A 14,970-nucleotide genomic window follows, 5' to 3' on the forward strand; every position below is an offset into this window, starting at 1 on the left:
GGTCAGTAGGCATACCGCAACATGGTGTGCGGAAAGTGCCGGAGCATGAAAAACCCGAACAGCGCGACCATCGCCGGCAGCACCAGCCACCAGACTTTCGGCGGCATGGCCGGCAATGCTGTTTGGCGTTGACTAAGCCACAGCCCGGCGGCGCACAGGCAGGCGGCGAGCATGGCGCCGGCCAGCACGTCGGTCGGCCAGTGCGCGCCGAGGTATACCCGCGACAAGGCAATCGACAGCGCCGGCAGACACGCCAGGAACAACCAGGTCAGGCGCATGCGCGGTGGCTGGCCGCGCCCGGCCAATACCGCCAGGCACAGAAACAGCGCGAACGCGCCGGACGCGTGGCCGCTGGGCATGCTGTAAGTGGTGAGCGGATCGGTGAGGACTTCCGGGCGTACGCGGGCGAAGAAATACTTGGTGCCGGTGTTGGCCAGCGCCGTAAATAGCAACGTGCCGCCGACGAAAATCGCCTGGCGCCACTGTCGCGCCAGTAACAGCAAGACCGTGAGCAGACCACTGAACAGCAGCATGTTGCGGAATTCACCGATCAGGGTGAACGTCACCGCCACTTCATCGAGCCACCCGCTGCGGTGTTCTTGCACCAGGGTCATGACGCCTTGATCGAGCGCGGTCAGGTAGGGGTAGCCGATAAACAGGCCGATCAAAATCAGCAAGCCCAGCCCGGCGATATACGCGGAGGCCTGGCGATGCCGGCGCAGGCTGCTGGTGACGCTCAAGCCGATCATCACCGCGATGCTGCCGGCGACAATCCCCGCTTCCGGCCAGAAACCTTCGGGCAGCGGCAGACGGATCGCCGCACCGGTGGCCCAGCCCGGCAGCAGGTACGCGGCGCTCCAGCCGGCGGCGGCCAGCACACTGACGGCGGCGAAGCGCGGGAAGGGCATGTCGAACATCCCCGCGACCATTGGCAGCATCGGCCTTAGCGGCCCGATAAAGCGCCCGACCAACAGGCTGGCGATGCCGTACTTCTGGAAGTACGCCTCGGCGCTGGACATCCACTCCGGATGGTGGCGCAGGCCAGGCAGGCGTCGGATGTTCTGGTGGAAATTGCGCCCGAGAAAATATGAAACAAAATCCCCGAGCAAACCGCCGAGGAAACCCAGCAACAGGGTTTCACTCAGCGACAGCGCGCCGCTGCCGGCCAGCACCGCTATCGCGAACAGCAGCACCGTGCCCGGCACAATCAGCCCGGCAATTGCCAGGCATTCAATGCACGCGACGATGAATACCGCTGCCGCCAGCCATTGCGGGTTGGCCGATAACCAGCCGGTCACGCTATCGAGCCATGGGCCCATAAAGACAACTCCATCCAAATGTTTTAGCTGACCCTGAGGCCGAACCCAATCTTCAACACACCACCGAACCTTGTGGGAGCGAGCTTGCTCGCGATAGCGGACTTCCAGTCACATGGATGCTGAATGTGCCGCCATCATCGCGGGCATGCCCGCTCCCACAGGGATTTTCAATCGATTCAGGAAAGCAAAAAATAATCGCGACCTTCGACCTGCCCCCGGCGCAGCGGGTTCCGCGTGCAGTACGGCGCGTAGGCGGCATCGACGAAGCGGTACATCAGGTGTTCGTCGCGCCCCTGCGGGATGCCGAGGCGCGTGGTCTGGATGATGTGGGCCGGGGCAGGCCCGGTGTCTTCCACCAGCAGCAGCTCGTGATTGAAACGCTTGGCATCCCACATTGGCACCTTCAGGCCCAGTGCCTTGCACAGTAAAGTTTGCCCGGCGCAGAGCTTCTGCGAGGCGCGCGGGTGACCGTTGGCGTCGGGGTTATTCAGTAGCATTTGCGCCAGGCTGGCCGGGCCGCTGAGTTCATCGACCCACGGGTACGCTGATTTGATCAGCACTGCGTTGCCCGGGCCCTGGGCGCTGAAGTTCAAGGAATCGCCGCCACGGGCGTAGTACATATAGATGTGCCCGCCATCCAGAAACAAAGCCTTACGCTTTTCTGTGTAACCCAAGGACGCATGGCTGCCTTTTTCCGCGCAGTAATAGGCTTCTGTTTCGATAATTCGCGCCGACAGCCACAAATCGCCCACCCGGTGACGAATGACTTTGCCCAGCAGTTCTCTGGCCAATACTTGCGCATCACGATCGAAAAAAGCGTCTGGAAGCCCCACGGGCAGGCGGGATGCGGCGGGCGAAGCGGTCAAGTCAGGCATGGCAGGCCAGGGCAATCACGGCTAAAGGTGCGGCGATGATAACAATTCAGAGCTTAATTCCCGCTGAACACCGGCATTTCGCCCTCCATTTCGACCATCCGCCCGTCACCGCTGTTAGTCGAGGGACGCCGCAGCTATAATCTGCCGCTTTCATCTTTGCAAGACCACGCCAGACCATGACTGAGTCCGTTCTTGACTACATGACCCGCTTGGGTCGCGCTGCCCGCGAAGCCTCTCGCGTGATTGGCCGCGCCAGCACCGCGCAGAAAAACCGCGCCCTGCAGGCCGCCGCCAATGCGTTGGACGCTGCCCGCGCCGAGCTTGCGGCAGCCAACGAACTGGATTTGGCAGCGGGCCGCGCCAATGGTCTGGAGCCGGCGATGCTCGAGCGTCTGGCGCTGACCCCGGCGCGCATCGACGGCATGATCGTCGGTCTGCGCCAGGTGGCGGCCCTGCCGGATCCGGTCGGCGCGATTCGCGACATGAGCTTCCGGCCGTCGGGTATCCAGGTTGGCAAGATGCGCGTGCCGCTGGGCGTGGTCGGGATCATTTACGAGTCGCGCCCCAACGTGACCATTGACGCCGCCAGCCTGTGCCTGAAGTCCGGCAACGCCACCATCCTGCGTGGCGGCTCCGAAGCCATTCATTCCAACCGGGCGATTGCCGCGTGCATCCAGCGCGGTCTGGCCGAGGCCGATTTGCCCGCCGCCGTGGTGCAAGTGGTGGAAACCGTTGACCGCGCGGCGGTCGGTGCGCTGATCACCATGCCCGAATACGTCGACGTGATCGTCCCGCGCGGCGGTAAAGGCCTGATCGAGCGGGTCAGCCGTGACGCCCGGGTGCCGGTAATCAAGCACCTCGATGGCATCTGCCACGTGTACGTCAGCGCCCACGCCGATCTGCCGAAAGCCCAGCGTATCGCGTTCAACGCCAAGACCTATCGCTACGGCATCTGCGGCGCCATGGAAACCTTGCTGGTGGACGGCCAGGTCGCCGAAACCTTCCTGCCGGCAATGGCTGCGCAGTTTCGCGAGAAAGGCGTTGAGCTGCGCGGCTGCGAGCGTACTGGCGCGATCATCGACGTTAAACCGGCCACCGCTGAAGACTGGGGCACCGAGTACTTGGCGGCGATCCTGTCGATCCGCGTGGTCGACGGCGTCGAGCAAGCCATCGAACACATCAATAAACACGGATCCCACCACACCGATTCGATTGTCAGCGAACACCAGGGCGAAACCCGGCGTTTCGTGGCTGAAGTCGATTCGGCCTCGGTGATGATCAACACGCCGACCTGCTTCGCCGATGGCTTCGAGTACGGCCTGGGCGCGGAGATCGGCATTTCTACTGATAAGCTGCACGCCCGCGGCCCGGTGGGCCTTGAAGGGTTGACCTGCGAGAAGTACATCGTGGTCGGCGACGGCCAGTTGCGCGGCCAGGAGCCGGTCTGACTTGGGCGACCTTGAGCCGTCGGCTGCCTTGAATGTCAGCGGACCCCGGCGCATCGGGATGCTGGGCGGAACGTTTGATCCGGTGCACATCGGCCATTTGCGCGGTGCGCTGGAAGTGGCCGAGTCGCTGAGCCTCGATGAGTTGCGCCTGACACCCAGTGCCCGGCCGCCGCATCGGGACACGCCGCAGGTATCGGCGGCCGATCGGCTGGCGATGGTCGAATGTGCGGTGGCCGGTGTCGCGCCGCTGGTGGTGGACGCCCGGGAACTGGCGCGGGACAAACCGTCCTACACCATCGACACCCTGGAACTGATGCGTGCGGAACTCGCCGCTCACGACCAGGTGTTTCTACTTTTGGGCTGGGACGCATTTTGCGGCCTGCCCACTTGGCACCGCTGGGAAGAGTTGCTCCAGCATTGCCACATCCTGGTGTTGCAACGCCCGGATGCCGACAGCGAACCGCCGGATGCCTTGCGCAACCTGCTGGCAGCGCGCTCGGTAAGCGACCCGCTGGCCCTCAAAGGGCCGAGCGGACAGATTGCATTCGTCTGGCAGACGCCGCTTGCGGTATCCGCCACCCAGATCCGTCAACTGCTGGCCAGCGGTAAGTCGGTACGTTTCCTGGTGCCCGACGCGGTCCTGGCCTACATCGATGCGCATGGACTTTACCGTGCGTCGAACTGAATAGGAGTGCCTCAAGGCACGTGGCAACAACGTGTATTGAAGCGCCCGAACATACGAGCAAAACGAGTTTTATATGACTGACAAAGATCTGCATAAAGTTAAGCGCAAGGGTTCGTTCAAGAGCGCCCCGCTGCCCGTAGAAGTGCGAACCGGCGAAGCGCTGGCCGGCGAAGCCCTGGTCAAGGTCGCCGTTGCGGCCCTCGAAGACGTCAAGGCCCAGGATGTGCTGGTGATCGACGTTCGCGAAAAGCAGAGCATCACCGACTACATGATCATCGCCACCGGTACCTCCAACCGCCAGATCGGCGCGATGCTGGACAAAGTCCGCGAAGCGGTGAAAGCCCAGGGCGTCAAGCCATTGGGTGAAGAAGGCAAAGGCGACAGCGACTGGGTGCTGCTGGACATGGACGAAGTGATCGTCCACATGATGACCGCCAGCGCGCGTCAGTTCTATGACCTGGAACGCCTGTGGCAGGGTGCCGAGCAGAGCCGTGCCCAGAGCGCTGCGCACCACAGCCCGGAAAACAGCCATGAGCATTTCGTCAAGCTCAACAAAGACCAGCAGTAAGGGTTCGCTGTGCGACTGCGACTGATCGCCGTCGGCTCCCGCATGCCCAAGTGGGTGGAAGAAGGCTGGCATGAATATGCCAAGCGTCTTCCGTCCGAGCTGGCGCTGGAACTGGTGGAAATTCCGCTCAATACCCGTGGCAAGAACGCCGACGTGACGCGTTTCATCCGTCAGGAAGGCGAAGCCATGCTGGCCAAGGTCGGTCCCAACGAGCGGGTCGTGACCCTCGAGGTCCATGGCAAACCGTGGAGCACCGAGCAATTGGCGGTGGAACTGGATCGCTGGCGCTTGGATTCGCGCACGGTCAATTTCATGGTCGGCGGCCCCGAAGGGCTGGCGCCGGAAGTCTGTGCCCGGGCCGATCAGCGCTGGTCGTTGTCGGCCCTGACGTTGCCGCACCCGCTGGTGCGGATTTTGATCGGTGAACAGCTGTATCGCGCCTGGACAGTTCTGTCCGGGCACCCTTATCACAAGTAATAGCCCCTCATGTCTCAGCCGATCCGCATCAAGGACCACGAGAAAGACGCCCGTCTGGTGCGCGGCCGCGTCGTGTTCGGGGCTATTGCGGTCGTTGCCTTGATTTGCGTGCTGATCGCGCGCCTGTATTTTCTCCAGGTGATCCAGTACGAGTACCACTCGACCCTGTCGGAAAACAACCGCGTCCACGTTCAGCCGATCCCGCCGACCCGTGGGCTGATTTTCGACCGCAATGGCGTGGTGGTGGCGGACAACCGCCCCAGCTTTAGCCTGAGCATGACCCGCGAACGCTCCGGCGACTGGCAGCAAGTGCTCGACGTGATTGTTGAAGTGCTGCAACTGACCCCGGAAGATCGCGGCATTTTCGAAAAGCGCATGCGCCAGGGCCGGCGGCCGTTCGAGCCGGTGCCGATTCTGTTCGAGCTGACCGAAGAGCAAATCGCCCGCATCGCCGTCAACCAGTTCCGCCTGCCCGGCGTCGAAGTGGTTGCGCAATTGGTCCGACATTACCCGCAAGGCGCGCATTTTGCGCACTCGGTGGGTTACATGGGGCGGATCAACGAGAAAGAGCTGAAGTCGCTGGACCCGGTGAACTACAGCGGCACGCACCACATCGGCAAAACCGGTATCGAGCGCTTCTACGAGCCTGAGCTGCATGGCCAGGTCGGTTACGAAGAGGTCGAGACTAACGCCCGTGGCCGGGTGCTGCGGGTGCTCAAGCGCACCGATCCAATTCCCGGCAAGGACATCGTCCTGAGCCTCGACATCAAGTTGCAGGAAGCCGCCGAGCTGGCGCTCGGCGGTCGACGCGGCGCGGTGGTGGCCCTCGACCCGAGCACCGGCGAAGTGCTGGCGATGGTCAGCCAGCCGAGTTTTGACCCGAACCTGTTCGTCACCGGCATCAGCTTTAAGGCCTACGCCGAGTTGCGCGACTCCATCGACCGGCCGCTGTTCAACCGCGTGCTGCGCGGCCTCTATCCGCCCGGCTCGACCATCAAGCCTGCAGTGGCGATTGCCGGCCTGGACTCGGGCGTGGTGACCGCTTCCACCCGGGTATTCGACCCCGGCTACTACATGCTGCCCAACTACGACCACAAGTACCGTAACTGGAACCGCACCGGCGATGGCTACGTCGATCTCGACACCGCGATCATGCGTTCCAACGACACTTACTTCTACGACCTGGCGCACAAGCTGGGTATTGATCGGTTGTCCTCCTACATGGGCAAGTTCGGCATCGGCCAGAAGGTCTCGCTGGACATGTTCGAAGAATCGCCGGGGCTGATGCCGTCCCGCGAATGGAAACGCGCGACTCGCCGCCAGGCCTGGTTCCCCGGCGAGACCCTGATTCTCGGGATCGGCCAGGGCTACATGCAGTCGACCCCGTTGCAATTGGCCCAGGCCACGGCGCTGGTGGCCAACAAAGGCAAGTGGAACCGTCCGCACCTGGCGAAAACCCTGGAAGGGGTCAAGCCGCTGGACGAGAACCCGATGCCGGACATCATCCTGCGCGACCCGTCGGACTGGACCAAGGTCAACCACGGCATGCAGCAGGTGATGCACGGCGCCCGAGGCACCGCCCGCAAAGCCGCGATCGGCGCGCAATACCGGATCGCCGGCAAGTCCGGGACCGCCCAGGTGGTGGCAATCAAGCAGGGCGAGAAGTACGACCGCTCCAAGGTTCAGGAGCGCCACCGCGACCACGCTTTGTTCGTCGGTTTCGCCCCGGCGGATAACCCGAAAATCGTGGTGTCGGTGATGGTCGAGAACGGTGAATCCGGTTCCGGCGTCGCCGCACCGGTAGTGCGTCAGGTGATGGACGCCTGGCTGCTCGATCAGGACGGTCGCTTGAAGGCCGAATACGCCAGCCCAACCAGCGCGGAGGCTACGGCCAGTGAAGAGTAATTTCGACCGCATACTCTCCAGCGAGGATGTGATGCGTCGCCGCGCGACGCTGCTGCAACGCATGCACATCGACGGCCCGCTGCTGATCCTGTTGCTGACCCTGGCCGCCGGTAGCCTGTTCGTGTTGTATTCGGCCAGCGGCAAGAGCTGGGACCTGCTGGCCAAGCAGGCCACGTCGTTCGGCATCGGCCTGGTGTCGATGATCGTCATCGCCCAGTTTGAGCCGCGCTTCATGGCCCGCTGGGTGCCGCTGGGCTACGTGTTCGGCGTGACCTTGCTGGTGGTGGTGGACGTAATGGGCCACAACGCCATGGGCGCCACGCGCTGGATCAATATCCCCGGCGTGGTGCGCTTCCAGCCATCGGAGTTCATGAAGATCCTGATGCCGGCGACCATCGCCTGGTACCTGTCCAAGCGCACCTTGCCGCCGCAGCTCAAGCATGTGGCGGTCAGCCTGATGCTGATCGGGATCCCGTTCATTCTCATCGTGCGCCAGCCCGACCTTGGCACCTCGCTGCTGATTCTCGCCGGCGGTGCCTTCGTGCTGTTCATGGGCGGGCTGCGCTGGCGCTGGATTCTCAGCGTGATCGCCGCCGCCGTGCCGGTGGCCATTGCGATGTGGTTCTTCATCATGCACGACTACCAGAAGCAGCGAATCCTGACCTTCCTCGACCCTGAAAGCGATCCGCTGGGCACCGGGTGGAACATCATTCAGTCGAAAGCGGCAATCGGTTCCGGCGGTGTGTTCGGCAAGGGCTGGCTGCTGGGCACCCAGTCGCACCTGGACTTCCTGCCGGAAAGCCACACCGACTTCATCATCGCAGTGATGGGCGAGGAGTTCGGCCTGGTGGGCATCTGCGCCTTGCTACTTATCTATCTATTGCTGATTGGCCGGGGGCTGGTGATCACCGCCCAGGCGCAAACGCTGTTTGGCAAATTGCTGGCCGGCAGCCTGACCATGACGTTTTTTGTTTACGTTTTCGTCAACATCGGTATGGTCAGTGGCCTGTTGCCGGTGGTGGGGGTGCCGTTGCCGTTCATTAGCTACGGAGGAACTTCGCTGGTAACGCTGCTGTCAGCGTTTGGGGTTTTGATGTCGATCCATACCCATCGCAAGTGGATCGCGCAGGTTTGAATAAGGTGAATTGTTTAATGCAAGTAGTGCGTGGCTGGGCGACTCGATATGCGCCGTGGGTCGGCCTGGTAGGCATCCTGGGTACCGCGGAATCCGCGCGGGCCGGCGATTACGAAGGCTCACCGCAGGTGGCCGAATTCGTCGGTGAAATGACCCGCGACTACGGCTTTGCCGGTGAACAGCTGATGGGCGTGTTCCGCGAAGTCGAGCGTAAACAGTCGATTCTCGATGCGATTTCCAAGCCCGCCGAACGGGTCAAGCAATGGAAAGACTACCGCCCGATGTTCATCACCGACGCGCGTATCGCCCGTGGCGTGGACTTCTGGCGCCAGCACGAAGCGGTGCTGGCCCGCGCCGAGCAGGAATACGGCGTACCGGCCCAGGTGATCGTCTCGATCATCGGCGTTGAGACTTTTTTCGGCCGCAATACCGGTAATTTCCGGGTGATCGACGCGTTGTCGACCCTGGGTTTCGACTATCCTCCCCGGGCCGAATTTTTCCGCAAGGAATTGCGTGAATTCCTGCTGTTGGCCCGTGAAGAACAAGTCGACCCGCTGACCCTCAAGGGCTCCTACGCCGGGGCGATGGGCTTGCCGCAGTTCATGCCCAGCAGCTTCCGCGCCTATGCGGTGGATTTCGACGGCGATGGCCACATCAATATCTGGAACAACCCGGACGATGCCATCGGCAGCGTCGCCAGCTACTTCAAGCGCCATGGCTGGGTTGCCGGCGAGCCGGTGGTCAGCCGCGCCGACGTGCGCGGCGAGCGGGTCGACGAGGGTTTAACCACCGGCATCGAGCCGACGAAAACCGTCGGGGAGTTGCGAGCCTTGGGGTGGTCGAGTCATGATGCGCTGCGCGATGATATGCCGGTCACGGCGTTCCGCCTCGAAGGCGACAATGGCCCGGAATACTGGATGGGCCTGAAGAATTTTTACGCAATCACGCGTTATAACCGCAGTGTGATGTACGCCATGGCCGTACATCAGCTGTCTGAACAGCTGGTCCAAGCACGGGGCGTCAAGTAATGCGGGCATTGCCTATCAATAAACCCCTGAAGCTCATGGCTTTCGCCGCGATGGCGGTGCTGGTCGCCAGTTGCTCGACCAGTCGCGCACCGACTCAGAAATCCCCGTCCACCGCCGTGCGTTCCACGCCCGGTCTGGACATCAACCGGGCCCACAAGGACGGCGCGCCGTGGTGGGACGTGGATGTGTCGCGCATCCCCGATGCCACGCCGACCCTGCATTCCGGCCCGTACAAGGCCAATCCTTACACGGTGCTGGGCAAGACCTACTTCCCGTTGCAGGAATCCAAGACCTACGTGGCCTCGGGCACGGCGTCCTGGTATGGCACCAAGTTTCATGGTCAGAACACCGCCAACGGCGAGGTTTATGACCTGTACGGCATGAGTGCCGCGCACAAGACCTTGCCATTGCCCAGTTACGTTCGTGTGACCAACCTGGACAACAACAAAACGGTGATCCTGCGGGTCAACGACCGCGGGCCGTTCTATTCCGATCGCATCATCGATTTGTCCTACGCGGCGGCCAAGAAGCTCGGCTATGCCGAATCCGGCACCGCGCGGGTCAAGGTCGAAGGCATCGATCCGCAGCAATGGTGGGCGCAAAAAGGCCGGCCGGCGCCGTTGATGCTCAACGAACCGCAAGTGGCGCAAAATACCGCGCCGACCGTCACCACCGGGACCGTCGAACAATGGACCCCGCCGCCCCAGCAACACGCGGCGGCCGTGGTGCCGGTGCAGGTGGCGGATGCAAAAAAAAACGCTTCTGCACCAGCGTCTGGCCAGTATCTGCAGGTGGGCGCGTTCGCCAACCCGGACGCTGCAGAACTCCTGAGGTCCAAGCTCAGCTCGATGGTGAGCGCGCCGGTCTTCATCAGCTCGATCGTGCGCAACCAGCAGACCCTGCACCGGGTACGCCTGGGGCCGATGGGTTCGCCGGGTGAAGTGCAGCAAGTGCAGAACAGCGTGCGCCTGGCCAATCTCGGTTCGCCGAGTCTGGTCACGGCCGAGTGACACACAGGACTTGATTGAGGGTTCGCCCGCGGTACGGGGCGAATCAGGTTGTTGGCTCGTCGAATAACAAAAGCCCGGCAAGGGTTTTGAGTGAGCAACTGAACACGCGATGACTCGTTAGAAGGTCATTTGATTAGTTTTGCCCTCGGGCAGTTTCCATTAGCGATTTCGAGAGACGGATGAACATCACCACCTTTGCCAAACGTATTTGCCTGCTAGTCCCGCTGTTGCTGTCGCCCGCTGCCTTCGCAGCCGAGATCGCCCCGGCGGCACCGCAACTGGCCGCTAAATCCTATGTACTCATGGACGCCAGCAGCGGCAACGTGCTGGTCGAGAACAACGGTGACCAGCGTCTGCCGCCGGCCAGCCTGACCAAGTTGATGACGGCCTACATCGCGACCCTGGAAATCCGTCGCGGCCAGATCGGCGAGAACGACCCGGTGACCGTCAGCGAAAACGCCTGGCGCACCGGCGGCTCGCGGATGTTCATCAAGGTCGGCACCCAGGTCACCGTCAGTGACTTGCTGCACGGCATCATCATCCAGTCGGGCAACGACGCCAGCGTGGCCGTGTCCGAGCACATCGCCGGCAGCGAAGACGCGTTCGCCGACATGATGAACAAAACCGCCGCGGACCTCGGCATGACCAACAGCCACTTCATGAACCCGACCGGCCTGCCGAACCCGGAGCACTACTCGTCGGCTCATGACATGGCCCTGCTGGCGCGCGCGATCATCCACGAAGACCCGGCTCACTACGCGATCTACTCGCAGAAAGAGTTCTTCTGGAACGGCATCAAGCAGCCGAACCGCAACCTGCTGCTGTGGCGTGACAAGACCGTCGACGGTCTGAAAACCGGTCACACCGAAGAAGCCGGCTACTGCATGGTGTCCTCGGCGGTACGTGATGGCATGCGCCTGATCGCCGTGGTGTTCGGCACCAACAGCGAATCGGCCCGTGCCGCTGAAACCCAGAAGCTGCTGACCTACGGTTTCCGCTTCTTCGAAACCCAGACCTTCTACCAGAAGGGCGCCGAACTGGCCCAGGCTCCGGTCTGGAAAGGCACCACCAACCAAGTGAAGGCTGGTCTGGCGCAAGACCTGACCATGACCATGCCTAAAGGCCAGTTGAAGAAACTCGCGGCCAGCATGACCATGAACCCGCAACTGGTCGCGCCGATTGCCAAGGGCGACGTGATCGGCAAGGTTGAAGTCAAACTGGACGACAAAGTGGTGCACAGCGCCGACCTGATCGCGCTGGACGCTGTCGAGGAAGGTGGTATCTTCCGCCGCATGTGGGATAGCATCCGTCTATTCTTCTACGGCTTGTTCAACTGAAATAGTGTGGACCTGCATGGCCCCGTTCCGATTCGGCACGGGGCCATGTCCGTTGCCACGGCTTACGAGGCCGTTACGCCATGACAGACACCGAAGTAAACCCACCGAAGATCGAATTCCCTAACGTTGATTACCCGGTTAAGGTGATCAGCGATACCGGTGTGGGTAACAAAGACAAGATCATCGCGATCGTCAAGAAACACGCGACGGTCAACGATGACCGGGTCGACGAACGCCAGAGCTCCAACGGCAAATACACCACCATCCAGTTGCACATTGTCGCCACCGGTCAGGATCAGCTGTACAACATCAACAGCGAATTGCGGGCCACCGGCTTCGTGCACATGGTGTTGTGATGTCGCGGACCCTCGGCTTCCGCGAGCTCGGCCGGATGCCTTACGAACCGGTCTGGCACGCGATGCAGCGTTTTACCGATGGGCGCGGCAGCGACCACGCCGACGAAATCTGGCTGGTGGAGCACCCTCCGGTGTTCACCCAGGGCCAGGCCGGCAAGGCCGAACACCTATTGTTGCCGGGGGATATCCCGGTGGTGCAGGTCGATCGCGGCGGCCAGGTGACTTACCATGGCCCCGGGCAGTTGGTGGTTTACCTGCTGCTGGACGTGCGCAAGCTGGGTTTTGGCGTGCGTGACCTGGTCACGCGCATGGAACAATGCCTGATCGAATTGCTGGCCGGCTACGGCGTGACCGCCGCGGCCAAGGCCGATGCACCGGGTGTGTATGTCGACGGCGCGAAAATCGCCTCGCTGGGTCTGCGGATCCGCCACGGTTGTTCCTTTCACGGCCTGGCCCTGAACGTGGACATGGACCTGGAACCGTTTCGACGGATTAATCCCTGCGGTTACGCCGGGCTGGCGATGACCCAGCTGTGCGAACACGCAGGATCGATTGAATTTGCCGAGGTAAGTGCCCGGCTGCGCGCGCAGCTCGTCAAACACCTCGACTATGCTGAGCAGACGACCCTCACGGGCGGAATCGACTGATATGACTACTGATGCAGTGCAAACCATGATCCCGACGCTCGATGTGACCGAGCGTCCGGCCCCGCGTGCCAAGGTTGAAGCCGGCGTCAAGCTGCGCGGCGCCGAGAAGGTTGCACGCATTCCGGTGAAAATCATTCCGACCACTGAACTGCCGAAAAAGCCTGACTGGATCCGCGTGCGCATCCCGGTCTCGCCGGAAGTCGATCGCATCAAGGCGCTGTTGCGCAAACACAAGCTGCACAGCGTCTGCGAAGAAGCATCTTGCCCGAACCTGGGCGAATGCTTCTCCGGCGGCACCGCGACCTTCATGATCATGGGCGACATCTGCACCCGTCGTTGCCCGTTCTGCGATGTCGGCCACGGCCGGCCGAAGCCACTGGATGTCAATGAGCCGGAAAGCCTGGCCATCGCCATCGCTGATCTCAAGCTCAAATACGTGGTGATCACCTCGGTTGACCGCGACGACCTGCGCGATGGCGGTGCCCAGCACTTCGCCGACTGCATCCGCGAGATCCGCAAACTGTCGCCGAACGTCCAGCTCGAAACCCTGGTCCCGGACTATCGTGGGCGTATGGACGTGGCGCTGGAAATCACCGCCGCCGAGCCGCCAGACGTGTTCAACCACAACCTGGAAACCGTGCCGCGTCTGTACAAGGCTGCGCGTCCGGGCTCCGACTACCAGTGGTCGCTGACCCTGCTGCAACGCTTCAAGCAGATGATGCCGCACATCCCGACCAAATCCGGCCTGATGCTGGGCCTGGGCGAGACTGACGAAGAAGTCATCGAAGTGATGAAGCGCATGCGCGAGCACGACATCGACATGCTGACCCTGGGCCAATATCTGCAACCGTCCCGCAGCCACTTGCCGGTGCAGCGTTTCGTGCACCCGGACACCTTCGCCTGGTTTGCCGAGGAAGGTTACAAGATGGGCTTCAAAAACGTTGCGTCCGGCCCGCTGGTGCGTTCCTCGTACCACGCCGACGAACAGGCCAAGCTGGTCAAGGCTGAGTTGGTCGCCGCGCTTTAAGACCTGTTTATCACGCCCGCAAGGTTGTTTACCTTGCGGGCGTTTTTTATGGGATTTCCTACGACGCGCGCCGCGTCGTCCCGCACGTCGTGATGCCGCGGCCTCTTCTGTTTCTCGCGGTTCCTGACTACTGTGTGTGGAACTTTCACCCAGGGAGAATCATGGATGACTGCTCGACCCACGTTAGCCTTGCTGCCTCATCAAGCCGTTCCGGCATTGCCTGCCGAAGGCGTGATCGCGGTAATCGCCCCGGCAGGCCCGGCGCCACTGGACAGTGCCAAGGCCGAGCAATGGATGAGCGCGCGCGGCTATTCGATCAAAGTGTTCCCCGGAGTGTACGAGAAGGACGGCTATCTCGCCGGCAGTGACGACCAGCGCCTGAATGACTTGCACGCTGCCTTCGCCGACCCCGAGGTGGATGCAATCATCTGCCTTCGCGGCGGTTACGGCACACCGCGCTTGCTCGACCGCGTCGACTTCGACCTGCTGCGCCGCCACGCCAAGCCCTTTATCGGCTACAGCGACATCACCGCGCTGCACGTCGCCATCAGCCGATATGCCGGCTTCGTGACCTTTCACGGGCCATTGCTCAACGCCGACCTGCTGAGTGAACGACAGCCGCCGACCGAGTCTTCGCTGCTGAACCTGCTACGCGGCCAACTAACGGCTGGCAGCGTCCTGGCGCACCCGGTGGCCTATCCGTTGACCACCGTTGCGCCAGGCGTCGCTCACGGGCGCTTGCAGGGCGGCAACCTGTCGATGATCGCCGCCACTCTGGCCACGCCTTATGCGCTAGAGGCCGATGGGGTGATCCTGTTTATCGAAGACGTCAACGAGCCGCTGTACCGGATCGACCGACTGCTGACGCAACTGCGCCTGGCCGGTGTGTTGGCCAAGCTGCGTGGGGTGCTGGTGGGGGATGTGGCCGGGGTTGATCCGACAGCGCTGGCGCTGCTGCTCAAGCAGATGCTCGGGCCCTTGCGGATTCCAGTGCTGGCCGGCTGGCGCAGCGGTCATTGCGATCCAAACCTGACCTTGCCCTTGGGCGCGCTGGTCAGGCTGGATGCGGGGGGGCAAACGTTGGTGTTGGAACAGGACGTGGTGATCACGGCTTAGTCAGCCGCAACCGGTGGGAGCAGCCTGTTCGCGAAGC

General features: G+C 62.3%; 15 protein-coding genes. 13 read left to right on the plus strand and 2 right to left on the minus strand.

The window, feature by feature from the left end; translation table 11 throughout:
• Positions 1–2: 2 nt before the first annotated feature.
• Together RG836_RS16120 and RG836_RS16125 are read right to left on the minus strand one after the other, a co-directional pair.
• Entirely contained in the window at positions 3–1,319 is a 1,317-nt protein-coding gene (locus RG836_RS16120) for a bifunctional DedA family/phosphatase PAP2 family protein (protein ID WP_310847281.1), read from the minus strand.
• Positions 1,320–1,495: 176 nt separating this feature from the next.
• Complete coding sequence (locus RG836_RS16125) at positions 1,496–2,194, minus strand: DNA-3-methyladenine glycosylase (RefSeq protein WP_310847282.1); 699 nt, start codon at positions 2,192–2,194, stop codon at positions 1,496–1,498.
• A gap of 176 nt (positions 2,195–2,370) precedes the next feature.
• Between RG836_RS16125 and RG836_RS16130 the strand changes: the two genes are divergently transcribed.
• The 13 genes from RG836_RS16130 to RG836_RS16190 all read left to right on the plus strand — a co-directional run bounded on the left by RG836_RS16130 (position 2,371) and on the right by RG836_RS16190 (position 14,933).
• Positions 2,371–3,642, plus strand: a complete 1,272-nt coding sequence (locus tag RG836_RS16130) for a glutamate-5-semialdehyde dehydrogenase (protein WP_310847284.1) — start codon at positions 2,371–2,373, stop codon at positions 3,640–3,642.
• Position 3,643: 1 nt separating this feature from the next.
• A complete protein-coding gene (nadD, locus tag RG836_RS16135) occupies positions 3,644–4,327 on the plus strand; it encodes a nicotinate-nucleotide adenylyltransferase (RefSeq protein ID WP_310847286.1) in 684 nt (227 codons plus the stop codon).
• 73 nt (positions 4,328–4,400) lie between these two features.
• The gene (gene rsfS / locus RG836_RS16140; protein WP_310847288.1) at positions 4,401–4,895 is read left to right on the plus strand and encodes a ribosome silencing factor; all 495 of its coding nucleotides are present in this window, start codon (positions 4,401–4,403) and stop codon (positions 4,893–4,895) included.
• Between the two features lie 9 nt (positions 4,896–4,904).
• The gene (rlmH, locus tag RG836_RS16145; protein ID WP_310847290.1) at positions 4,905–5,372 is read left to right on the plus strand and encodes a 23S rRNA (pseudouridine(1915)-N(3))-methyltransferase RlmH; all 468 of its coding nucleotides are present in this window, start codon (positions 4,905–4,907) and stop codon (positions 5,370–5,372) included.
• A gap of 9 nt (positions 5,373–5,381) precedes the next feature.
• Entirely contained in the window at positions 5,382–7,277 is a 1,896-nt protein-coding gene (gene mrdA / locus RG836_RS16150; RefSeq protein ID WP_310847293.1) for a penicillin-binding protein 2, read from the plus strand.
• Between the two features lie 31 nt (positions 7,278–7,308).
• Entirely contained in the window at positions 7,309–8,412 is a 1,104-nt protein-coding gene (rodA, locus tag RG836_RS16155; RefSeq protein WP_310847729.1) for a rod shape-determining protein RodA, read from the plus strand.
• Between the two features lie 17 nt (positions 8,413–8,429).
• Positions 8,430–9,440, plus strand: a complete 1,011-nt coding sequence (gene mltB / locus RG836_RS16160; RefSeq protein WP_310847295.1) for a lytic murein transglycosylase B — start codon at positions 8,430–8,432, stop codon at positions 9,438–9,440.
• Positions 9,440–10,450 carry a septal ring lytic transglycosylase RlpA family protein gene (locus RG836_RS16165; protein WP_310847297.1) on the plus strand — a complete coding sequence of 337 codons (1,011 nt, stop codon included), beginning with the start codon at positions 9,440–9,442 and terminating at the stop codon, positions 10,448–10,450. Before mltB ends, RG836_RS16165 begins: the two co-directional genes overlap by 1 nt.
• Before the next feature lie 179 nt (positions 10,451–10,629).
• Complete coding sequence (locus tag RG836_RS16170; RefSeq protein ID WP_310847299.1) at positions 10,630–11,787, plus strand: D-alanyl-D-alanine carboxypeptidase family protein; 1,158 nt, start codon at positions 10,630–10,632, stop codon at positions 11,785–11,787.
• A gap of 80 nt (positions 11,788–11,867) precedes the next feature.
• On the plus strand, positions 11,868–12,143 hold the full coding sequence (locus RG836_RS16175; RefSeq protein ID WP_310847300.1) for a DUF493 domain-containing protein: 276 nt from the start codon (positions 11,868–11,870) through the stop codon (positions 12,141–12,143).
• Complete coding sequence (lipB, locus tag RG836_RS16180; protein WP_310847302.1) at positions 12,143–12,790, plus strand: lipoyl(octanoyl) transferase LipB; 648 nt, start codon at positions 12,143–12,145, stop codon at positions 12,788–12,790. The genes RG836_RS16175 and lipB overlap by 1 nt, the downstream gene beginning before the upstream one ends.
• 1 nt (position 12,791) lies before the next feature.
• Positions 12,792–13,817 (plus strand): lipoyl synthase, encoded by a 1,026-nt coding sequence (lipA, locus tag RG836_RS16185; RefSeq protein ID WP_409078089.1) that lies wholly within the window; start codon positions 12,792–12,794, stop codon positions 13,815–13,817.
• Positions 13,818–13,982: 165 nt separating this feature from the next.
• Entirely contained in the window at positions 13,983–14,933 is a 951-nt protein-coding gene (locus tag RG836_RS16190; protein ID WP_310847304.1) for a S66 peptidase family protein, read from the plus strand.
• Positions 14,934–14,970 lie beyond the last annotated feature (37 nt).

Origin of the sequence: Pseudomonas rhizozeae, from assembly GCF_031583775.1 — a bacterium.
GTDB lineage: Bacteria > Pseudomonadota > Gammaproteobacteria > Pseudomonadales > Pseudomonadaceae > Aquipseudomonas.